The sequence below is a fragment of the Serratia sp. szju genome (genome assembly GCF_044594185.1).
GTDB lineage: Bacteria > Pseudomonadota > Gammaproteobacteria > Enterobacterales > Enterobacteriaceae > Serratia > Serratia bockelmannii.
Genome location: NZ_CP172576.1, coordinates 2,116,307 through 2,137,533, shown reverse-complemented (window position 1 = coordinate 2,137,533; position 21,227 = coordinate 2,116,307). Strand labels below are relative to the sequence as shown.

At 61.5% G+C, this 21,227-nt stretch carries 17 protein-coding genes; 8 read left to right on the top strand and 9 right to left on the bottom strand.

The window, feature by feature from the left end; genetic code table 11:
- Positions 1 to 78 precede the first annotated feature (78 nt).
- The gene (gene metK / locus RE418_RS10020; RefSeq protein ID WP_016926681.1) at positions 79 to 1,233 is read left to right on the top strand and encodes a methionine adenosyltransferase; all 1,155 of its coding nucleotides are present in this window, start codon (positions 79 to 81) and stop codon (positions 1,231 to 1,233) included.
- 123 nt (positions 1,234 to 1,356) lie between these two features.
- On the opposite strand, the gene RE418_RS10015 is transcribed toward metK, so the two are convergent.
- The 7 genes from RE418_RS10015 to hrpB all read right to left on the bottom strand — a co-directional run bounded on the left by RE418_RS10015 (position 1,357) and on the right by hrpB (position 13,057).
- Complete coding sequence (locus RE418_RS10015) at positions 1,357 to 1,509, bottom strand: Hok/Gef family protein (protein ID WP_004937610.1); 153 nt, start codon at positions 1,507 to 1,509, stop codon at positions 1,357 to 1,359.
- 305 nt (positions 1,510 to 1,814) lie between these two features.
- A complete protein-coding gene (gene fhuB / locus RE418_RS10010; protein ID WP_049296223.1) occupies positions 1,815 to 3,803 on the bottom strand; it encodes a Fe(3+)-hydroxamate ABC transporter permease FhuB in 1,989 nt (662 codons plus the stop codon).
- Positions 3,800 to 4,708: a Fe(3+)-hydroxamate ABC transporter substrate-binding protein FhuD gene (gene fhuD / locus RE418_RS10005; protein WP_089181277.1), complete on the bottom strand. Its 909-nt coding sequence runs from the start codon at positions 4,706 to 4,708 to the stop codon at positions 3,800 to 3,802. The genes fhuB and fhuD overlap by 4 nt, the downstream gene beginning before the upstream one ends.
- Positions 4,708 to 5,505, bottom strand: coding sequence for a Fe3+-hydroxamate ABC transporter ATP-binding protein FhuC (gene fhuC / locus RE418_RS10000; RefSeq protein ID WP_060434503.1), 798 nt, complete (start codon positions 5,503 to 5,505; stop codon positions 4,708 to 4,710). Before fhuC ends, fhuD begins: the two co-directional genes overlap by 1 nt.
- A 47-nt stretch (positions 5,506 to 5,552) precedes the next feature.
- Positions 5,553 to 7,757 (bottom strand): ferrichrome porin FhuA, encoded by a 2,205-nt coding sequence (fhuA, locus tag RE418_RS09995; RefSeq protein ID WP_049208416.1) that lies wholly within the window; start codon positions 7,755 to 7,757, stop codon positions 5,553 to 5,555.
- Between the two features lie 250 nt (positions 7,758 to 8,007).
- Positions 8,008 to 10,500 (bottom strand): bifunctional glycosyl transferase/transpeptidase, encoded by a 2,493-nt coding sequence (mrcB, locus tag RE418_RS09990; RefSeq protein ID WP_025304218.1) that lies wholly within the window; start codon positions 10,498 to 10,500, stop codon positions 8,008 to 8,010.
- A gap of 118 nt (positions 10,501 to 10,618) precedes the next feature.
- Entirely contained in the window at positions 10,619 to 13,057 is a 2,439-nt protein-coding gene (gene hrpB / locus RE418_RS09985) for an ATP-dependent helicase HrpB (RefSeq protein ID WP_197836010.1), read from the bottom strand.
- A 189-nt stretch (positions 13,058 to 13,246) separates the two neighbouring features.
- On the opposite strand from hrpB, the gene thpR reads away from it, so the two are divergent.
- The 6 genes from thpR (at position 13,247) to folK (ending at position 18,225) form a co-directional block, all read left to right on the top strand.
- On the top strand, positions 13,247 to 13,777 hold the full coding sequence (thpR, locus tag RE418_RS09980; RefSeq protein ID WP_089181278.1) for an RNA 2',3'-cyclic phosphodiesterase: 531 nt from the start codon (positions 13,247 to 13,249) through the stop codon (positions 13,775 to 13,777).
- Between the two features lie 8 nt (positions 13,778 to 13,785).
- On the top strand, positions 13,786 to 14,493 hold the full coding sequence (gene sfsA / locus RE418_RS09975; protein ID WP_004937572.1) for a DNA/RNA nuclease SfsA: 708 nt from the start codon (positions 13,786 to 13,788) through the stop codon (positions 14,491 to 14,493).
- 183 nt (positions 14,494 to 14,676) lie between these two features.
- Positions 14,677 to 15,132 carry an RNA polymerase-binding protein DksA gene (dksA, locus tag RE418_RS09970; protein WP_004937569.1) on the top strand — a complete coding sequence of 152 codons (456 nt, stop codon included), beginning with the start codon at positions 14,677 to 14,679 and terminating at the stop codon, positions 15,130 to 15,132.
- A 72-nt stretch (positions 15,133 to 15,204) separates the two neighbouring features.
- Positions 15,205 to 16,116, top strand: coding sequence for a tRNA glutamyl-Q(34) synthetase GluQRS (gene gluQRS, locus RE418_RS09965; protein ID WP_089181279.1), 912 nt, complete (start codon positions 15,205 to 15,207; stop codon positions 16,114 to 16,116).
- Between the two features lie 61 nt (positions 16,117 to 16,177).
- Entirely contained in the window at positions 16,178 to 17,725 is a 1,548-nt protein-coding gene (gene pcnB / locus RE418_RS09960) for a polynucleotide adenylyltransferase PcnB (RefSeq protein WP_071826146.1), read from the top strand.
- Entirely contained in the window at positions 17,725 to 18,225 is a 501-nt protein-coding gene (folK, locus tag RE418_RS09955) for a 2-amino-4-hydroxy-6-hydroxymethyldihydropteridine diphosphokinase (RefSeq protein ID WP_043141296.1), read from the top strand. The genes pcnB and folK overlap by 1 nt, the downstream gene beginning before the upstream one ends.
- A 5-nt stretch (positions 18,226 to 18,230) precedes the next feature.
- On the opposite strand, the gene qseC is transcribed toward folK, so the two are convergent.
- Positions 18,231 to 19,589 carry a quorum sensing histidine kinase QseC gene (gene qseC / locus RE418_RS09950; RefSeq protein WP_399676143.1) on the bottom strand — a complete coding sequence of 453 codons (1,359 nt, stop codon included), beginning with the start codon at positions 19,587 to 19,589 and terminating at the stop codon, positions 18,231 to 18,233.
- Entirely contained in the window at positions 19,586 to 20,248 is a 663-nt protein-coding gene (gene qseB, locus RE418_RS09945; protein WP_004937550.1) for a quorum sensing response regulator transcription factor QseB, read from the bottom strand. The genes qseC and qseB overlap by 4 nt, the downstream gene beginning before the upstream one ends.
- A gap of 166 nt (positions 20,249 to 20,414) precedes the next feature.
- Here qseB and panB point away from each other — a divergent pair, with 166 nt between their 5' ends.
- On the top strand, positions 20,415 to 21,209 hold the full coding sequence (gene panB / locus RE418_RS09940; protein WP_004937548.1) for a 3-methyl-2-oxobutanoate hydroxymethyltransferase: 795 nt from the start codon (positions 20,415 to 20,417) through the stop codon (positions 21,207 to 21,209).
- Positions 21,210 to 21,227 lie beyond the last annotated feature (18 nt).

Here is a 21,227-nt window from a genome sequence, read left to right as displayed (position 1 = left end):
AAGACCCTTCGCTTCGATGCCGGATCTCCAGCGCTGTGCAGTAATTTCTAACCCGTCTTATGCAAGGTAAAGAACACAATGGCTAAACACCTCTTCACGTCCGAATCCGTCTCCGAAGGACATCCCGATAAAATCGCCGACCAGATCTCCGATGCCGTCCTCGACGCCATCCTGGAACAAGATCCGAAAGCGCGCGTCGCCTGCGAAACTTACGTGAAAACCGGTATGGTGCTGGTCGGCGGTGAAATCACCACCAGTGCCTGGGTCGATATCGAAGAGATTACCCGCAAGACCGTGCGCGAGATCGGCTACGTTCATTCGGACATGGGCTTTGACGCCAACTCCTGTGCAGTCTTGAGCGCCATCGGCAAACAATCCCCGGACATCAATCAGGGCGTTGACCGTACCGATCCTCTCGAGCAGGGCGCCGGCGATCAGGGCTTGATGTTTGGCTACGCCACCAACGAAACCGACGTGCTGATGCCTGCACCGGTCACCTACGCGCACCGTCTGGTGCAGCGCCAGTCCGAAGTGCGCAAAAACGGCACCCTGCCGTGGCTGCGCCCGGATGCGAAGAGCCAGGTGACCTTCCAGTACGACGACGGCAAAATCGTCGGCATCGACGCCGTGGTGCTGTCCACCCAGCACTCAGAAGACATCTCGCTGAAAGATCTGCAAGAAGCGGTGATGGAAGAGATCATCAAGCCGGTACTGCCGGCGGAATGGCTGACGGCGGGCACCAAATACCACATCAACCCGACCGGCCGTTTCGTTATCGGCGGCCCGATGGGCGACTGCGGCCTGACCGGCCGTAAGATCATCGTCGACACCTACGGCGGCATGGCTCGCCACGGCGGCGGCGCCTTCTCCGGTAAGGATCCGTCCAAGGTTGACCGTTCCGCAGCTTACGCGGCGCGCTACGTGGCGAAAAACATCGTTGCCGCCGGCCTGGCCGATCGCTGCGAGATTCAGGTGTCTTACGCTATCGGCGTAGCGGAACCGACCTCCATCATGGTGGAAACCTTCGGTACCGAGAAAGTGCCAACCGAACAGCTGACGCTGCTGGTGCGCGAATTCTTCGATCTGCGCCCATACGGCCTGATCCAGATGATGGATCTGCTGCAGCCGATCTACCGCGAAACTGCCGCCTACGGCCACTTCGGCCGCGAGCACTTCCCGTGGGAAGCGACCGACAAAGCCGCACTGCTGCGCGATGCCGCCGGCCTGAAATAAGCCCCGACATCAACATGAAAACGGCGAGCCAAGGCTCGCCGTTTTTTTTGAACGGATGGGTGCTCCTGGATCAACGCATCGACTGCCGGCCGGCGGAGGCAAAGCCCCCGCCGCCGGGTTGCCTTACCGTTCGGATTCGTAAGCCAAAATGGCCGCAACCTCCGTAGTGCCCGATCGGATACGCAGCTCACACAGCGTGCTGCGGGTTATCCATGCCAGTGATATTACCGTGGCACAAATAACCACCAATTTTAACAGGCTCCGTTTGTTCGGCATCATGCCTTCTTCTCCTTGCCTCGCGGCGGGTAAGAGGCTAACTTAACGTTGTCGTGCGTTAGAGTAGGCCTCGGGTTGATGGATATCGACTCGGGGCTTTTCTCTTTGTATCTTTCACGCAGGCTCCAGAGACAAAGATCCAGAGCACCCGCCCGCAGTATATTCACCTCCCCCTCTCTTCCCGCGTTCCTTTTCACGTTAAATGTCTTTCTTGCGTAGCGGCACGCAACGCCTTGCAAGGCGTTGAAAAAAGGCCCAGCAACGCTGGGCCTTTGATGGCGGAGAAAGCAAAGTAGGGCTGAAGCTTACGACGTCTGCTTACGCAACAGATAAACGAAGTACGGCGCACCGATAAAGGTCGCCAATAACCCGGCGGGGATCTGATACGGGAACAGCAGCATACGCCCGCACCAGTCGGCAAACACCATCAGCAAGCCGCCCAGCAGCGCGGCGATCACCATTTGCGGCAGCGCGCGGCGGAAGCCCAGCATACGCGCCATATGCGGCGCCATCAGCCCGACAAAGCTCAACGGCCCGACGGTCAGGGTCGCCATGGCGGTCAGGGTGGCAGCCAGCAACAAAATGGTCAACCGCGCCGGCGTCAGCGCAATGCCCACCGAGCGGGCGGTGGCGCCGCCGAGCGGCAGGATGGTCAACCAACGGCGGCACAGCGGCGCCAATACCATCAGGCCGGCGGCCACCAGCGCGGTACGCAGCGCCTGCGCCGGCTCCACCGAATAGGTCGAACCGGAGAGCCAGGTCAGCAAGCCCCCCATACGCGGATCGCCGCTGGCCAACAGCAGGAAGATGACGGTAGTAAAGGCGGTGCTGAGCGCGATACCGGCGAGCAGCATGCGTTCCGTCGAGAAACCGCCGCGGCCTGCGGCGATCATGATGATCAGCAGCGTAGCGGCCGCTCCCAAACTGCCGGCGGGCAGCAGCCAAACGAAGGCGTCGCCCGGCACCATAAACAGCATCATCACGACGCCAAAAGCGGCGCCGGAGCTGATCCCCAACACTTCCGGGCTGGCCATCGGGTTGCCGGTCAATTTCTGGATCAACGTGCCGGCGACCGCCAGCATCATGCCCGCCGCCAGCGCCGACAGCACCCGCGGCCAGCGCCACGGCAGCAGGGAATCCAGCTCCGCACCCAGGCTCCAGTGCCAACCGCCGGCATTTTTGCCCAGCATCAGCGCCAGCGTCAGACCGATCAGCAATACGAGGCCACCCAGCAGGATCCAGCCGGGCAGATTCCCGCGCTCGGCAGGCACCTTGTCGCCAAGGTTCATCGGCGGCGGCGTGGTGGCGCTGCGCAAACGCGGCAACAGCCACAGCAGCAGCGGTGCGCCGAACAGCGCAGTGGCCGCGCCGGTCGGGATCTCACGCCACACCTGCGTCACCCCGAGCATCACCTGATCGGTCAGCCACAGCAGCAACGCCCCCAGCAACGGCGCCAACATCATGCGATGCGCCAGGCGGCGAGCGCCCAGCATCTTCGCCATCAGCGGCGCAAACAGGCCGATAAAGCCGATAACGCCCACCGCGCTCACCAACATGGCGCTGAAAATGATGGCCAGCCCCAAGGCGCAGAAGCGCGCCATCGATAGCCCCAACCCCAGGTTGCGCGCCACGCCGTCGTCCAGCCCCAGCAGCGTCAGCGGGCGCAGCAACAGCGCCGCCAGCAGGCCTGCCACCAGCAAACGCGGCAGGAGGAACTGTACGGCGCTCCAATCCTGTTGGTTCAGCGCGCCGGTGCCCCACAGGAACATGCCCTGCAGCTGATCGTAATGAAACAGCGCCAACAAGCTGTTGACCGCGCCGCAGTACAGTCCCAACACCAGCCCGGCCAGAATCAGCGTCACCGGCGACATCCGCTTTCCCCAGGCGACGCCGAACACCAGCCCGCCCACCACAATCGCACCCACCATAGCGGCCAGTTGGCGGGTAAATTCGCCCCCCGGCAGCACCCACAGCGTGGCGATGGTCAGGCCGAGCTGCGCACCGGCGGCCACGCCGAGCGTCGACGGTTCCGCCAACGGATTGCGCAACACCTGCTGGAACAGCACGCCGACCAACCCCAGGCCGGCGCCGGCCAACAGCGACACCGTCAACCGAGGCAGCAGGCTGTAATGGAACAGCATTTGCCGCACGTCGTCGATGTCCGGCGCGCTGAGCGCCCGTGCCCATTGCGCCGGCGGCAGCTGCTGCGTCAGGTTGTATATCGTCAGGCCACCTGCCGCCGCCAGCAACAGCAGGATCAGCGTCAGCGGCAATTTCCGGATGCCCGCATTCATGACGCACTCTCCTGAGCTTGTGCCAATAAACGGCAGAAACGCATCGTCGACAGCGTGGCGCCATAGAACCACACCGCCGGCACCTGCCGCAGCTGGTTTTGCCGCACAAAAGGCAATGACTGCCACAGCGGCGTCGCGCTGACCTTGTCCATCATCGCCTGATTACCGTGATCGAGATAGATGACTCGGGCGTTACGCACCGTGGCCAACCGTTCAATCCCCACCACCGCCGTGCCCCAAAAGTCGGTTGGCTCCTGCCAGGCATTGCGGATGCCCAGTTGGTCCATCGCTTCCTGGAACAGGCTTTTCTGGCCGATGATCAACGCATGGCGCGTGTCTATCAGGGAAAACAGCAGCAACGGTTGGCGGGTGTAGCTTTGCAGGCGCTGACGGGCGTCCTGCATAAAGCGGTCGAACTGCGCCAGGTGGTTTATCGCCCGGCTTTCTATGCCTAATCGTTGCCCCAGCGCCAGCAGCGACTGGCGGGCGACGGTCAGCGGTTTGCCGCTGCCATCGTTGAAGCCGAAGCTCATGGTTGGCGCGATGGGTTGGATTTTTCGCGGCGTCGGGCCATAGCCCTGCGACAGCAACACCAGCGAAGGCTGGAGCTGCTGCAGCAGTTCGAGATTCGGTTCGGTGCGCTGGCCGACGTCGACCACCGTCGCCGGCAGCTTCGGCTCCGCCACCCACAGGTTGTAGTTATGGACATCGGCCACCGCCAGCGGCGTCACGCCCAATGCCAACAGCAGCTCGATCGGCAGCCATTCCAGCGCCGCAACGCGCGCGATATCCGGCGGCGCCTCCGCCGCTCGCCCGGGCAACGATCCCAACAGCGGCGACAGCGCCAGCGCCATCAACAGGCGGCGGCGCAGCGGATCGTGAGAAGAAGTGAATGCAGAGGACATCAGTAGACAAAACTCACCGGCGCGCCGCCGCTCGGGTGCGGCAACGTGCCCATAGGAATACCGTAAATTTGCTCCAGCACCGGCCCCTGCATCAGTTCCAGCGGGCCGCCCTGGGCAATCATTTCACCGCCGCGCAGCGCCACCAAATGGTCGCAGTAGCGCGCCGCCATGTTGATGTCGTGCAGCACAGCGATCACCGTGAGATCGCGTTCGCGGCTCAGGCGCTGGATCAGCGCCAGCACCTCAACCTGATGCGCGATATCCAGCGCCGACGTCGGTTCGTCGAGCAACAGGCAGCGGCTGTCTTGCGCCACCATCATCGCCAGCCAGGCGCGTTGGCGCTCGCCGCCGGACAGGCTGTCCACCAGCCGGTTGGCGAACGGCTTCAGCCCCACCAGTGAAATGGCCTCTTCAACCAACTGGCGATCGTTGGCGCCAAAACGCCCCAGCGCGCCATGCCACGGATAACGGCCGACGGCCACCAGCTCGCGCACCGTCATGCCTTCCGCCGCCGGCAACTGCTGCGGCAGGTAGGCCACCTGGCGGGCGAAGGATTTGCTGTCCCACTGCGCCAACGGCTGCCGATTGAGCAAGACCTGGCCGCCGCTGGGCGCATGGTGCCGCCCGAGCAGTTTCAACAGGGTGGATTTACCGGAACCGTTATGGCCGATCAGGCCGCAGACTTTGCCCTGGGGAAAACTGAGCGACAGCGGTTGCAGCAGCACCCGGCCGGGGACGGCGAAGCTGGCGTTATCCAGCGCGAAGGCCGCGCCGGGATTAAGAAGTTTGTCCTGCATAGATCCTGCTTTGTCCGGGGCGACGCGGCGCCGCCCCGGCTATCCGGTTAGAAACGGAAGGTTGCGGTGGCGACCACCTGGCGTTCTGCGCCCCAGTAGCAGCCATAGGTAGCAAAGCAGCTGGAGACATATTCTTTGTCAAACAGGTTGTTCACATTGATGCCAATCGAAGAGCCCGGCAAATTGAAACGCGCCAGATCATATTTTATCGCGGCATCAAACACCGTGTAGTCCTTCACTTTAAACGTATTGGCCTCGTCGCCATAGCTGGAGCCGACATAGCGAACGCCGGAACCCAAGGTCAAGCCGCTGATCGCGGTTTCATGGAAGGTGTAATCCGCCCACAAAGAAGCCATGTGTTTAGGGATCGCCGCCGGCGTGTTGCCCTGTAGCGTAGTGTCTTTGGTATATTCAGTGTTTGTGTAAGTGTAAGAACCCAATATATTCAGATTGGCCGTCAACGCCGCTTTGGCTTCAAGCTCAACACCACGTGAACGGATCTCACCGCCCAATATACTGGCGAAGGCATGTTCGGGATTCGGATCGGCCACTTTATTGTTGGTTTTAGTCAACTGGTAAAGCGCCAAACTGGCGGTGATCGGACGATCCTTAGGTGCGTATTTAACCCCAGCCTCATACTGTTTGCCTTTAGAGGCAGCAAACGTATTACCTGAAAAATCAGTGCCTGAGGTTGGCTCAAACGATTCGCTGTAGCTGACATAAGGCGCGATGCCGTTTTCGAAAACATAGTTCAAGCCAGCACGGCCGGTAAACTGTTTATCCTGCTGCTTAGAGACGGAATTCTGGTTCAGGCGATTGGTGCTGTTGGTATCGCTCCAATCATAGCGCCCCCCCATCGTCAGAACCCAGTTGTTCCATTCAGCCTGATCTTGCACATACAGGCCGGTCTGCTCCTGACGGTTAACCTGACTGGCGCCACCGGTAATGGTATAGCTTCGATTGCCATATTGTGGAGCAATGACATTCAGATTGGATGCACTGCCATATTGATAAACGACATCATTGCGCATACGCATATAATCAACGCCCATCAACACGATATGGTCAACTTGCCCGGTAGCAAATTTGGCCTGCGCCTGTGTGTCTACTGCAAAGCTGGACATATGCTCTTTGGAGTTCATCACGCCACGCTTCAGCTCAGCGGAATTATCTGGATCAATGCCTAGACCATAAATAGAACGGTAGTCCACATCCATTTTCGAATAGCGCAGGTTTTGGCGCACGGTCCAAACATCATCGAAAGCATGTTCAAAGGCATACCCCACCATTTGCTGCTTGCGAGAAATGTTGTTATAGCCCGGCTCACCGTCGTTGAAGCTGGTTGGTAACTTACCATTGACGCCATTTTGCACCGTACCTTCTTTCGGCAACCAACCATAGAAGCCAACGCTAGGGTCATCCTGGAAACTGCTGAGGAAAGTCAAAGAAGTGCGATCATCAGGTCGCCAGCTGAAGGAAGGAGCAATAGCATAACGTTTGCTTTTCTCGCCAACCTGCTGCTGATCTTCATCGCGCGCCACACCTGTCAGACGATATGAATAAACACCCGCATCATCCAAGGCGTCACTGAAGTCAAAACCGGTCTGGAACAGATTATCTGTCCCCATTTTGAATTGAACCTCGCGCAGCGTCTCTGTTGTCGGCCGTTTACTGACCAGAGCGACCACCCCACCTGGGTTGCTTTTGCCATACAATACCGAAGACGGCCCGCGCAGCACTTCCGCCCGCTCCAAGAAGTATGGGTCGATCTGATAAATCGAATAGTTATCGTCCTGCAGCTTCAGACCATCCAGGTACATATTGGTACCTACAGAGCTGAAGCCACGAATGTTCACAGCATCATAGGCAGTGGAGGCTCCGCGATTCCCAATCATCACACCTGGGGTATAAGCCAGCGCACTTTTCACCGTATCCGGCTGGCGCATGTCCATCTCTTCACGCGTCACCACGGAAACGGACTGCGGGTTCTTTTCGATCGGCGTATCGGTTTTGGTGCCGGTGGCGCTACGTTTGGCGACATAGGTGCCGACCGGCCCCCAGGCGCTTTCCTGCTGGGCGGAATTGCTGCCGCCCACAACGGTAATCGTGTCTTCCTTGGCGGCCGGCTTGGCGTCGGCGGAAAAAGCCGGCATCGCCAGCGTGCCTAACGCCGCAGCGACGGTGATCGCTAACGCGCTGACGGGGAGACGGCCCTGCTTGGCCGCGGATGATGAAAGACGCTTGGTCGGCATGATTTATTTCTCTGATGAATTATTAAATGACGAATGTAAACGATAATAATTATTATAAGCGTCGCATTTTATGCAGAAGCCAAATTAAACTGCAAGCCGAATTCATAGGGCAAATAGGTTAAGGATTAGGCGCTTAGCCATGTAGTTAACAGGGAAATAAAACGAGCGGAAAAACAAAAAAGCCCGCAACCAAGGTTACGGGCCTAATAACAAAGAAAAATTTTCACCGGGGCCGACGCCCCGGTAGCGATTACTGACCGAACATATCCTTGATCCAGCCGGCGACGCCATCGCCATCTTTTTGCTCACCCGCCGCCGGTTGCTGCTGTTGCTGCACCGCCGCCTGGCTGGCCTGGCACAATCCCTGCGGATTGTCGGTCCAGACCGGGATGGTGCGCCAGCTGCCGCCGCCGCAGATAAAGTTGCCGGCAGAGTCGATGCTCATCTGGTTTATGCCTTCCGGCGGCTGCAGCATCAGCGGCAGCGGCGTCTGGTTTTCCAGATAGCGGCGATAGAGGGTCAACGCGCCGTTGGCGCCGGTCAGCTTGGCCGGGCCGTTGTTGTCGCGCCCCACCCAGGCGATCGCCACTTCCTTGCCGTCGATGCCAGCGAACCAGCTGTCGCGCAGATCGTTGGTGGTACCGGTTTTCGCCGCCAGGTTGTAGTTCGGGAACTTCACCGACAGCGAGCGGGAGGTCCCGCGCGCCACGCCCTGCTGCATCGCGTACAGCGTCAGGTAAGCGGCCTGCGCCGGCACCATGCGTTCCGCCTGCGGGAAGCTCTGGTACAGCACCGTGCCGTCTTCGGCGATCACCGAACGCACCGCCGACAGCGGCGCACGGTTACCGCCGCTGGCGATGGTCTGGTACTCCTGCGCGACTTCCATCGGCGTCAGGCCGATCGCCCCCAGCAGCATCGAAGGCACCGGATTGATCTCCGCTTTCGGGATCCCCAGGCGTTGCAGCGTGGCGCTGATCTGATCCAGCCCGACCGACAGGCCGAGGTTCACCGTCGGCACGTTCAGCGAGTTGGCCAACGCATCCACCAGCATCACCTGACCGCGGAATTTACGGTCATAGTTGTTCGGCTGCCAGACGGCGCCGTTCGGCTGTTTCAGCGACAGCGGCGCATCCGCCAGCCAGGTGTTGAGGCGGTATTTATCCGGTTCGGACAGCGCGGTCAGGTACGTCGGCGGCTTGGCCAGCGAGCCTACCAGACGGCGCGCCTGCATGGCGCGGTTGAAGCCGGCGAACTGCGGGTTGGCGCCGCCGACCATGGCGCGTACTTCACCGCTGAAGCGATCGACGATCACCATCGCCGCTTCCAGATCCTGCAGGTGACGCGCAGCGCGCAGCGCCGGGATGCCGTCTTCGACCGCTTTTTCCGCCGCGTCTTGCGACACCGGATCCAGCGTGGTGAAGATCTTCACGCCGGACAGGTCATTGACCTTATCGCCCAGCTTGGTTTGCAGTTCCTGACGCACCATCTGCATAAACGCCGGCTGTGGCGTAATGACGCCGCCTTTCGGCTGCACGCCCAGCGGACGCGCGCTCAGCATGTCATACAGCTCGCCGTCGATCACGCCCTGGTTCTGCAACAGTTTGAGCACCAGGTTGCGGCGCTCCAGCGCCAGTTTCGGGTTGCGCCACGGGTTATACAGCGACGCGCCCTTGACCATGCCGACCAGCAACGCCTGCTGATCGAGGCTCAGCTCGTCCACCGGACGGCCGAAGTAATACAGGCTGGCCAGCGGGAAACCGCGGATCTGGTCGCTACCGCTCTGGCCGAGGTACACCTCGTTCAGATACAGCTCCAGGATGCGGTCTTTGCTGTAACGGTAATCCACCAACAGTGCCATATAGGCTTCGTTGGCCTTACGCCACAGCGAACGTTCGTTGGTCAGGAACAGGTTCTTCACCAGCTGCTGCGTCAGGGTACTGCCGCCCTGCACCGCACGACCGGCGGTCAGGTTGGCCAGCACCGCGCGGCCGATGGAGTACGGGCTGATGCCGTCATGCTCATAGAAATGGCGGTCTTCCGTGGCAATCAGCGTGTCTACCAACAGATCCGGGAAACCGGAACGCGGCACGAACAGGCGCTGTTCACCGTTAGGCGACTGCAGCATGGTGATAAGACGCGGATCGAGGCGGAAGAAGCCGAAGCTGCGGCCGCTGTCCAGGTTTTCGATCTTCGCCAGACGGTTGTTCTGGAAATCGAGGCGGGCACGGATCTGCCCTTCTTTACCATCCGGGAAGTCGAACGGGCGGCGCAGCATTTCGATGCTGTTGGCCTGCACGGTAAACTCGCCCGGGCGCGTCATGCGGCTGACCTGGCGATACTGCATGCCTTCCAGCAGGTTGACCATCTCCTTCTTGCTGTACGGCATACCCGGTTCCAGGTTGACCATGCGGCCGTACACTGCCGCCGGCAGCTGCCAGACTTTACCGTCGATGCGGCTGCGGATCTGCGAGTCCAGGTAGACGCCATAGATTGCCAACAGAACGGCGATCACCAGGATCAGTTTGATAAACAGGCCGAGCCAACGGCGTTTTTTACGCGGTGGAGTCGCTTTTACCTTACGCGGCATGCGTTCCTCCTCCTCTTCATACTCATCATCGTCATACTCGTCTTCTTCGTAATCGTCATAATCGTCGTCTCGGCGACGGCGCGGCGGCTTGCGCGACGCGGTGCTTTTTGGTTGTTTTCCTTTGCGCCCGATGGGCTCGCGGTCATCCCCAGCCATGGCTGTTGTTCTCCGAGCTTGCCGACACTGCCGGCCATGATTAGTCGCTTAATCTGTGCCTACGCCGCAGCGCTGACCAGAAGAAACATCTGAATTCCAAACCTTAAATGATCGCGACCTACTGATATTTCTTCGTTCGGCGCGTCGGTACCGCCGTGGCCGGATCGTCCGGCCAAACGTGTTTAGGGTAGCGGCCCTTCATCTCTTTTTGCACCTCGCGATAGGCGCCTTGCCAGAAGGCAGCCAGATCGCCGGTGATTTGCAACGGCCGGTGCGCCGGTGAGAGTAACTCAAGCACCACCGGGATGCGACCCTCCGCCAACATCGGGCTGCGCTGCTCGCCGAACACCTCCTGCAAACGCACCGCCAGCGCCGGCGGTTTACCCGCCTCATAACGGATCGGTAAGCGGCTGCCGGTCGGCACAGTGTAATGAGTGGGTAGCGCATTATCCAGCCGCTGCTTTTGCTGCCAGTCCAGCAGACGGGACAGCGCCTCGGCGATGTTGACCTGCTTCAATCCGCGCAGATCGCGCACGCCGTTCAGCGACGGCAACAGCCACTGCTCCAGCGCCGCCAGCAGCGGCTCTTCATCCATTGCCGGCCACTCCGCCTCCGGCAGCCAGGCTTGCGCGCACTGCAGGCGCACCCGCAATTGTTCAGCGGCCCCCTCCCAGTTGAGCACCGCCAACCCCTGTGCGCGCACCCAGTCGAGCAGCGCCTGCTGCAGCTCTTCGTCCGCCGGTTTGGCCAGCGGCTGAGCGCGCAGCGTCAGACGACCGATCTGCTGGCGCTTCCAGGCGCGCAGCGTGCCCTTCTCTTCATCCCATTCCACCGCCGTGCGCTGCGTGACGATCGCCGGCAGCTGCGTCGCCAGGGCTTCGATGTCCACCGGCAGCGCCAGCAGGATACGCGCATCGGGGCTGTTGTGGCCCTGCAACAGGCTGGGAACGATAAGCCAGGGGGCGCGCGACAGCGCCTCGTCCTGGTTCATCGCCGCGCCCAGGCCGTTGGCCAGCAGGTAGCGGCCGTCCTGGCCACGGCGCTGGGCGATGCGATCGGTAAACGCCTGCGCTAACAGGCGCGGCGCCAGATCGACGTCGACTTGCCCCGCACATTGCGGCAGGCGTTTGGTCAACTGCGCGGCGCGCTGCCGCCAGTTCGGTTGCAGGCGGCTCAGCCAGTAGCCGATATCCATCTGCCCGCCGCGCGGCGGTTCTTCCAGCAATGCCGCCAGCAACGCCGCCGTCGCCAGGCCGTCGGCGCTCAGTGCCACCCCGGCGACCAGCATCGCCGCCAGCCGCGGCTCGCACCCCAACGCGGCCATCTGGCGCCCCGGCGCGGTAAGTTTGCCGCCGTCATCCGTGGCTCCCAGCCGGTGCAACAGTGCCCTGGCCGCTGCCAATGCCGCCGTCGGAGGCGCATCAAGCCAGGTCAGCTGCGCCGGATCATGGCACCCCCATTGCAGCAATTCGAGCCAGAAGCCGGTGAGATCGCTCTGTAAAATTTCCGGTTCGGCATGTTCCGCCGCGCGCTCCGCCTGTTCTTTGGCGAACAGATGCCAGCAAAGGCCCGGCTCCAGGCGCCCGGCGCGCCCGGCACGCTGCACCATCGAGGCCTGACTGATGCGCTGCGTCGCCAGCCGCGTCAAACCGTTGCGTACGTCGTAACGCGCCACGCGCTCCAGGCCGCTGTCCACCACCAGTCGGATACCCTCGATCGTCAGGCTGGTTTCGGCGATGTTGGTCGCCAGCACCACCTTGCGGCGGCCAGGCGCCGCCGGCTGAATCGCTTTTTGCTGTTGCGCCAAAGGCAGGGCACCATACAGCGGGCAAAGATCGGTATCGCTCGCCACCTCGCCGGTCAATCGCTCCAGCACCCGATTGATCTCCGCTACGCCCGGCAGGAACAACAGCAAAGACCCCGGCTGTTCGGCCAGCAGACGCTTCACCGCCGCCGCTACGCCATCCTCCAGCCGCTGATGGCTGGCCAACGGCTGATATAAACGTTCAACCGGAAAGCTGCGTCCCTCTGACACCACCACCGGTGCCTGCGGCAACAGCTGCGTCATACGGACGTTATCCAGCGTGGCCGACATGATCAGCAGTTTCAGATCGTCGCGTAGCCCTTGCTGCACGTCGAGCAGCAGCGCCAGCGCCAAATCGGCCTGCAGACTGCGTTCGTGAAATTCATCGAGGATCACCAGCGACACGCCCTGCAGCTCGGCATCCTGCTGCAGCATGCGGGTGAGAATGCCTTCCGTCACCACTTCCAGCCGGGTCTGCGGCCCGCTTTTACTTTCGGCGCGCATGCGGTAGCCCACGGTCTGGCCGGGCTCCTCCCCCAGTTGCTGTGCCAGGCGGTAAGCGACATTTTTCGCTGCCAGCCGCCGCGGCTCCAGCATGATAATGCGCCCCGGCAATCCGGCCTTAGCCAGGATCTGCAGCGGCAACCAGGTGGATTTACCGGCGCCGGTCGGGGCGTGCAACAGCACCTGAGGAGCGGACTGCAGCGCAGCCAGCAACTCATCAAGCACCGCGCTGACGGGCAATGAAGACACTGAACTCTCCGTGGTGGTTAACGTTAAACGGCGTACAGTGTAGCATTAGCTTTGCCCCCGTAGCCTTTCAAACTGCGGCGTCGTTAGCTATAGTACGGAGCTCATCCATGCGCCCCGCTTCGCGCGAGACCGTTGCAAACCGCATTCAAGTCTGTTCCTGACGGATTTGTCATTATTTACCGAGCCCCCATGTCCAATTCGCGCCGCCTGTTTTTCGCCCTGTCTTTGCCTGATGCCCTGCAACAGCAGGTGATCCGCTGGCGCGCCGAGGCGTTTGCGCCGGAGGCCGGCCGACCGGTGGCGGCGGCCAATTTGCACCTGACGCTGGCGTTTCTTGGCGAGGTCACCGCGCAGAAAGAGCTGGCGCTGCGCAAACTGGCCGGCCGCATCGTTCAACCCGGCTTCAGCATGCGGCTCGACGATCTCGGCCATTGGCCGCGCCCCGGCGTAGTCTGGCTCGGCACCCGCCGCGCACCGCGCGGGCTGCTGCAGCTGGCCGAGCTGCTGCGTTCGCAGGCCGCCCGCAGCGGCTGCCACCAAAGCGCGCTGCCGTTCCATCCGCACATCACGCTGCTGCGCGCCGCCACCCAGCCGGTAGCCATCCCGCCGGCGACGCCGGGCTGGGCGTTCAGCGCCGACGCCTTTTCCTTATATGAGTCGGTGTTCGAAAACGGCCGCACCCGCTATCAACACCTCGAACAGTGGCCGCTGGCCAAGTAGGCATCCGCATGATTTTCTCTCCACCGCTGCGTTCCGCCACGCTGATCAAACGTTACAAGCGCTTTCTGGCGGACGTGATCACCCCGGAAGGGGAAACCTTTACGCTGCACTGCGCCAATACCGGCGCCATGACTGGCTGCGCCACGCCCGGCGATACCGTTTGGTACTCCACCTCGGACAACCCCAAACGTAAATACGCCCACAGCTGGGAGCTGACCCATACCCAACAGGGACACTGGATCTGCGTCAACACCCTGCGCGCCAACGCGCTGGTGCGCGAGGCAATTGAACACAATTTAATCAATGAATTATCCGGTTACAGTAAAATTAGTGGCGAAGTGAAATACGGCGGTGAAAACAGCCGTATCGATTTGTTATTACAGGCAGAAAATCGGGTTAACTGCTATATTGAAGTTAAGTCAGTCACATTACTGCAACAACAACGTGGTTACTTTCCTGATGCGGTAACGCTCAGAGGGCAAAAGCACCTGCGTGAGTTGCTCAGCGTGGTTGAAAGCGGGCAACGGGCGGTGTTGTTCTTTGCCGTGTTACACAGCGGTATTGAGCAGGTCGCACCGGCACATCATATAGATGAGCGCTATGCGGCGCTGTTGGCACAGGTCCGGCAGTTGGGAGTGGAAGTGGTTTGCTATGGGGCAAAATTATCACCTGACGGTATTTATCTCTGCGATAAGCTGCCGTTTTTTATCGATTAGCGCAGTCGGGTCCCTATAAATAGACAACCGGCCAGCACGATCGCCAAATACGCCCTCCTTCACACGATTGTCAAGCGGGCGACAGGAATAATTGCCAACCTACCTTCCTTCTGTTATTTATAGCGGCCTGTTTTTCCCCCGCATTGGGGATTCGATAGTGCGTGTGTATGTAGGAGAAGCAACATGCAAGAAGGGCAAAACCGTAAAACCTCGTCCTTGAGCATTCTCGCCATCGCTGGGGTGGAGCCGTACCAAGAGAAGCCGGGCGAAGAGTACATGAACGACGCCCAGTTGTCGCATTTCAAGCGCATTCTTGAAGCGTGGCGCAACCAGCTCAGGGACGAAGTGGACCGTACTGTATCGCATATGCAAGAAGAGGCAGCCAACTTCCCTGATCCGGCCGACCGCGCTACCCAGGAAGAAGAGTTCAGCCTTGAACTGCGTAACCGTGACCGTGAACGCAAACTGATCAAAAAGATCGAGAAAACGCTGAAGAAAGTGGAAGACGATGATTTCGGCTACTGCGAATCTTGTGGCGTGGAGATCGGCATTCGTCGCCTCGAAGCGCGTCCGACCGCCGATCTGTGCATCGACTGCAAGACGCTGGCTGAGATCCGCGAAAAGCAGATGGCCGGCTAATACCGTTGTTACCGCTGCGGCGTGCGCACCTGCGTGCGCCGCACAGAGAAAAGGGAACCTCTCCCCTCTGATATGCAAGAAAGTCATTATGTGGGGCGCTTTGCCCCATCGCCTTCCGGGGATCTGCATTTCGGTTCGCTGATTGCCGCTCTGGGAAGCTACCTTCAGGCTCGCGCCCAACGCGGGCAGTGGCTGGTTCGCATCGAAGATATCGACCCGCCGCGCGAAGTCCCCGGCGCCGCCGCTCGCATCCTGTCCGCGCTGGAACATTATGGTCTCCACTGGGACGGCCAGGTTATCTATCAATCCCAACGTCACGACGCCTATCGCGCCGCGCTGGATCTGTTGCAGCGCCAGGGGCTCAGCTATTACTGCACCTGCACCCGCAGCCGCATCCAGCACATCGGCGGATTGTACGACGGCCACTGCCGCGATTTGCAGCTCGGCCCGCAGGGCGCCGCCATCCGCTTGCGTCAGACCGCCCCCATTTACCGGTTCCACGATCGCCTGCAGGGAGAATTGCACGCCGATCCGGCGCTGGCGGGGGAAGACTTTATCATTCGCCGCCGCGATGGGCTGTTCGCTTACAACCTGGCGGTGGTGATCGACGACCATTTTCAGGGCGTGACCGAGATTGTCCGCGGCGCCGATCTGATCGAACCGACGGTGCGCCAAATTGCCCTTTACCGCCAGCTGCAGGCGCCGGTGCCCACTTATGTGCATCTGCCGCTGGCGCTGGGTGCCAACGGCATCAAGCTGTCGAAGCAAAACCATGCGCCGGCATTGCCCGCTGGCGATCCGCGGCCGGTGCTGATCGCCGCGCTGAAATTTCTGCGCCAACCGCTGCCGGAAAGCTGGCAAGATCTTGACCTGCCATTATTATTGAGCTGGGCGATCGAACACTGGCGGTTGGAAAACGTGCCGCGTCAGGAGGCTATCCCTCTGGATGAAAACACGCCGGCATTCTCAAAGGAGCCATGGTGAGCTATGATTAGCCGCTATTTTTTGTTAGCTCCATTTTTATCAGTCACTATCGAGGTGTACCATTTTTACCCGAGTAGCCAACTTCTGTCGTAAGGTACTGACCCGCGATGACAAGCTGCCCCGCGACGACGCGGCGGCCGGCGATAAAAACGTAGTCCGCGAAGAGCGTGCCGCGGCGCCAAGCCGCCCTGCGCCGCAGCCGCGCGCCGCCGATAACGGCAGCAACGCCCCTGCCCGCCGCTCAACGCCGCGCAAGCGTCCGCCTTTTCCTATCGCCGAGAGCAACGACTCGATGACCGTGATCCCGCGCGAACAGCACTCGATCTCCCGTAAAGACATCAGCGAAAATGCGCTGAAAGTGCTTTATCGCCTGAACAAGTCCGGCTACGAGGCCTATCTGGTCGGCGGCGGGGTGCGCGATCTGTTGCTCGGCAAAAAGCCGAAAGACTTCGACATCACCACCAACGCCACGCCGGAGCAAGTGCGCAAGCTGTTCCGCAACTGCCGCCTGGTCGGCCGCCGTTTCCGCTTGGCGCACGTGATGTTCGGGCCGGAGATCATCGAAGTGGCCACCTTCCGCGGTCACCACGAACAGAATCAGGAATCCGACAAGAACTCGTCTCAGCAGGCGCAAAACGGCATGCTGCTGCGCGACAACATCTTCGGTTCGATCGAGGAGGACGCCCAGCGCCGTGATTTCACCATCAACAGCCTGTACTACGGCGTGGCGGATTTCACCCTGCGCGATTACGTCGGCGGCCTGAACGATCTGAAGCAAGGCGTGATCCGCCTGATTGGCGATCCAGAAACCCGCTACCGCGAAGATCCGGTGCGCATGCTGCGCGCGGTGCGCTTCGCCGCCAAGCTGGATATGCGCATCAGCGAAGAGACCGCCGAGCCGATCCCGCGCCTGGCCTCGCTGCTGCACGAGATCCCGCCGGCGCGCCTGTTCGAAGAATCCCTCAAGCTGCTGCAGGCGGGTTACGGTTTCCAGACCTACCTGAAGCTGTGCGAATACCAGCTGTTCCAACCGCTGTTCCCGCTGATCGCCCGCAACTTCACGCCGAACCACGATACGCCGATGGAGCGCATTCTGGCGCAGGTGCTGAAGAACACCGATCACCGTCTGCAGAACGACATGCGCGTCAACCCGGCCTTCCTGTTTGCCGCCATGCTGTGGTACCCGCTGCTGGAGCACGCGCAGAAGCTGGCGCAGGAAAGCGGCCTGGCGTACTACGACGCCTTCGCGCTGGCGATGAACGACGTACTCGACGAGCAGTGCCGCTCGCTGGCGATCCCGAAACGCATCACCACGCTGGTGCGCGATATCTGGCAGCTGCAGCTGCGCCTGTCACGCCGTCAGGGCAAACGCGCGCACAAACTGATGGAACATCCGAAATTCCGCGCCGCCTATGATTTGCTGGCGCTGCGTGCGGAAGTGGAAGACAATCAGGAGATGCTGCGTCTGGCCGAGTGGTGGGGTGAGTTCCAGGACGCCACGCCGGCGCGGCAGAAAGCCATGCTGAGCACCCTGGGTGACGATCCGGCGCCGCGCCGCGCGCGTCAACGCCGCCCTCGTCGCCGGGCACCGCGTAAAGAAGGGGCATAATGATCCGCGTTTATATCGCGCTGGGCAGCAACCTGGCGCAGCCGCTGCAACAGGTTAACGCCGCGCTGGAGGCGCTGGAGCATCTCCCGCGCACCCGGCTGGTCACCTGTTCTTCGTTTTACCGCACCAAGCCGCTGGGGCCGCAAAACCAGCCGGACTTTCTCAACGCGGTGGTGGCGCTGGATACCCTGTTGCCGCCCGAACAGCTGCTCGACCATACCCAGGCGATAGAACGCAATCAGGGGCGCGTGCGCAAGGATGAACGCTGGGGGCCGCGCACGCTCGATTTAGACATCATGCTGTACGGCGACAAGGTGATCCATACCGATCGCCTGACCGTACCGCATTACGGCCTGAAAGAGCGCGAATTCATGCTCTACCCGCTGGCGGAAATCGCCCCCGATCTGATTTTCCCCGATGGCGAACCGCTCGCCAGCTGCCTCAAGCGCGTGCCGGAAAACGGCATGGCGCTATGGCATCAGCCAAAACCGAAATCCTGACCTACCTACAGCGCCAACCGCGCAACGAATCCCCCCGCCGAGCGATTGGCGAAACTGATCTGTAAACCATGCAAGCCGGCAATACGCTGCACGATAGATAACCCCAGCCCGCTGCCGGTTTGTTCCTGTCCCGGCGGGCGATAGAAACGTTCTCCCAGCCGCGCCAGATGCTCCGCGGTCACCCCCGGACCGTCGTCCTCTACCGTCAGCGAACGTTCGCTCAGCGTCACGGTGACGACGCCGCCCTGCGGGGTATAGCGCACCGCGTTGTCCAGCAAGTTGCGCAATAGCAGCGACAACAGCAAGGTTTCCCCCTGACGCGGCGGTGGCGTTCCTCGATGTTCATAGCGCAGCGTCACACCCGCCGCATGGGCCTGCCGATCCTGTTCCGCCAGGGTCATCGTCACCAGATCGTTCCAGTCGATCGGCGTCAGCTCGGCCAGATCCGACAGCGAATCCAGCCGCGACAGCGTCAGCAGCTGATCCACCAGCCGGGTCGCGCGATCGATGCCGACCGTCAGATTGTCCAGCGCGTGCTCGCGCATCGGCGCATCATCCCCCGCCAACTGCACCACTTCGGTCTGCACCCGCAATGCCGCCAATGGGCTGCGCAATTCGTGCGCGGCATCGGAGGTGAAGCGTCGCTCTCGCACCAGCAAAGTGTTGATGCGAGCGAACAGCGCATTGAGTGCATCCACCAGCGGGCGCACCTCGGTCGGCACCTGGCGCGCATCCAGCGGCGTGGCGTCATCGGGTGCTCGCCGACGCAAACCGGCGGCCACCGCACGCAGCGGCCGCAGCTCGCGCCCCACCATCAGCGCGATCAGCAGCATCAGCACCGGCAGCGTCGCCAGCCAGGGCACCAATTGGCCCGTCACCATGCCCAGCGCCATATCGCGCCGGTAATCCCACTCCTGCCCCACGACAATGCGGTAGCGCCCGTCCGGGCTGGTCAACCATACCAGGCGCCAGCTGTCGTCATCGCCTTTGCGCTCACCGTCGGTAAAACCTTCACGCTCCCCGTCAAACAGGAAATCAGCGCCGTTCTCGCCGTCGTTGAGCAGCATCTTGCCGTCGCGATCGAAGATGGCGAACGCCAGCGCGTCGTCGTCCTGCTCGCCGCGCTTGCCATGATGCACCAGCTTCTTGGTTTTCGGCAGGCTGCGCGCACTTTCATCGGCCAGCAGATCGCCGAGGTTGGCGGTCGCCAGCCGTTTGGCGAACAGCATCTGTTGGGTGTCGAACACTTCGTTGATGGTGTTGCGCGACATCACCCAGGCCACCACGCTGGCGGTGCTCCAGGTCAGCAGCGCCAGCAGGCTGAAGATCAGGATCAGGCGCAGCCGCAGGCTGAGACGCTTCACGGCGCATCCCCCAGCGTGTAACCCACGCCGTGGATGGTACGGATGAAGCCGTTGCCCAGCTTGCGCCGCAGGTGGTGAATATGTACCTCCACCGCGTTGCTGCTCACCTCGTCATCCCAGTTGTACAGCTTCTCCTGGATCAACGGCCGCGCCAGCACCCGCCCCTTGTTGTGCAGAAACAGCTCCAGTACCGCCAATTCGCGCGGCGTCAGCGTCACCGGCTCGCCGTTGCAGCTCACGCTGCGGGTGGCGCTGTCGAACACCACGTTGCCGTGCGTCAGCTGTGGCATCAGTTGGCCGTGGCGACGGCGGATCAGCGCCTGCAGGCGCGCCGCCACTTCGGCCAGCGCGAACGGCTTGCACAGGTAATCGTCGGCGCCGCTTTGCAGCCCGCTAACCCGCTGCTCCAGCGCGTCGCGGGCGGTGAGGATCAGCACCGGCACGTCCTGCCCCGCCTGGCGCCACTGGCGCAGCAGATCCAGGCCGTCGAGGCCCGGCAGGCTGAGATCGAGGATCACCGCGTCGTACGGCGCACTGTCCAGCGCATTTTTGCCGACGGCGCCGTCGGTGAACCAGTCCAGATTGAAGCCGAGTTTGGTCAGCCCGGCCTTGATGCCGTCACCGATCAGTTTGTCATCTTCGATCAACAGAATTCGCATGAGTATCCCTTTTGAGTCTTGGCGCCATTGCACCACAAGGTTCTTAAGAACCGCTTAAGCATGGCGATCCGCGCTACCCACCCCGATCGGGTTACAGTAGAATGGCTGCACTTTTTTGCAGCCTGGGCCTGCGTAAGCCGCACGGCCCGTTTCAGGAGACGTTGTGATGAAACCCACCACCGTGACCCATTTGCGCCAGTGGAAACAGGAGCAGCGCAAGTTTGCTACCCTTACCGCCTACGATGCCAGCTTTGCCAAACTGTTTGAAGAGCAAGGCATCAAAGTCCTGTTGGTGGGCGATTCGCTGGGCATGACGCTGCAGGGCCACGACTCCACGCTGCCGGTCACCGTCGCCGACGTGGCCTACCACACGCGCGCCGTGCGCCGCGGCGCGCCGGCCTGCCTGCTGCTGGCCGATCTGCCGTTCATGAGTTACGCCACCCCGGAACAGACCTTCGCCAACGCCGCCGAGCTGATGCGCGCCGGCGCCAACATGGTGAAACTGGAAGGTGGCAGCTGGCTGTGCGACACGGTGAAAATGCTCGCCGAGCGCGCCGTGCCGGTGTGCGGCCACCTGGGCCTGACGCCGCAGTCGGTCAACGTGTTCGGTGGCTATAAGGTGCAAGGGCGCGACGAACTGGCCGCCAAACAGCTGCTGCAGGACGCGCAGAATCTGGAACTGGCCGGCATTCAGCTGCTGGTGCTGGAATGCGTGCCGACCGAGCTGGCGCGCCAGATCACCGAAGCGCTGTCCATTCCGGTCATCGGCATCGGCGCCGGCAACGGCACCGACGGCCAGATCCTGGTGATGCACGACGCCTTCGGCATTACCGGCGGCCACACGCCGAAGTTCGCCAAGAACTTCCTGGCGCAGAGCGGCGATATCCGCACGGCGGTGCAGCACTACATTCAGGAAGTGGAGCAAGGCCTCTACCCGGCGGCTGAACACTCTTTTAACTAAGCGATGGTTCCAGGAGTC

Coding starts and splice junctions, on each gene's coding strand:
- metK (WP_016926681.1), top strand. CDS start 79: ATGGCTAAACACCTCTTCACGTCCGAATCCGTCTCCGAAGGACATCCC.
- RE418_RS10015 (WP_004937610.1), bottom strand. CDS start 1,509: ATGCCGAACAAACGGAGCCTGTTAAAATTGGTGGTTATTTGTGCCACG.
- fhuB (WP_049296223.1), bottom strand. CDS start 3,803: ATGAATGCGGGCATCCGGAAATTGCCGCTGACGCTGATCCTGCTGTTG.
- fhuD (WP_089181277.1), bottom strand. CDS start 4,708: ATGTCCTCTGCATTCACTTCTTCTCACGATCCGCTGCGCCGCCGCCTG.
- fhuC (WP_060434503.1), bottom strand. CDS start 5,505: ATGCAGGACAAACTTCTTAATCCCGGCGCGGCCTTCGCGCTGGATAAC.
- fhuA (WP_049208416.1), bottom strand. CDS start 7,757: ATGCCGACCAAGCGTCTTTCATCATCCGCGGCCAAGCAGGGCCGTCTC.
- mrcB (WP_025304218.1), bottom strand. CDS start 10,500: ATGGCTGGGGATGACCGCGAGCCCATCGGGCGCAAAGGAAAACAACCA.
- thpR (WP_089181278.1), top strand. CDS start 13,247: ATGTCCAATTCGCGCCGCCTGTTTTTCGCCCTGTCTTTGCCTGATGCC.
- sfsA (WP_004937572.1), top strand. CDS start 13,786: ATGATTTTCTCTCCACCGCTGCGTTCCGCCACGCTGATCAAACGTTAC.
- dksA (WP_004937569.1), top strand. CDS start 14,677: ATGCAAGAAGGGCAAAACCGTAAAACCTCGTCCTTGAGCATTCTCGCC.
- gluQRS (WP_089181279.1), top strand. CDS start 15,205: ATGCAAGAAAGTCATTATGTGGGGCGCTTTGCCCCATCGCCTTCCGGG.
- folK (WP_043141296.1), top strand. CDS start 17,725: ATGATCCGCGTTTATATCGCGCTGGGCAGCAACCTGGCGCAGCCGCTG.
- qseB (WP_004937550.1), bottom strand. CDS start 20,248: ATGCGAATTCTGTTGATCGAAGATGACAAACTGATCGGTGACGGCATC.
- panB (WP_004937548.1), top strand. CDS start 20,415: ATGAAACCCACCACCGTGACCCATTTGCGCCAGTGGAAACAGGAGCAG.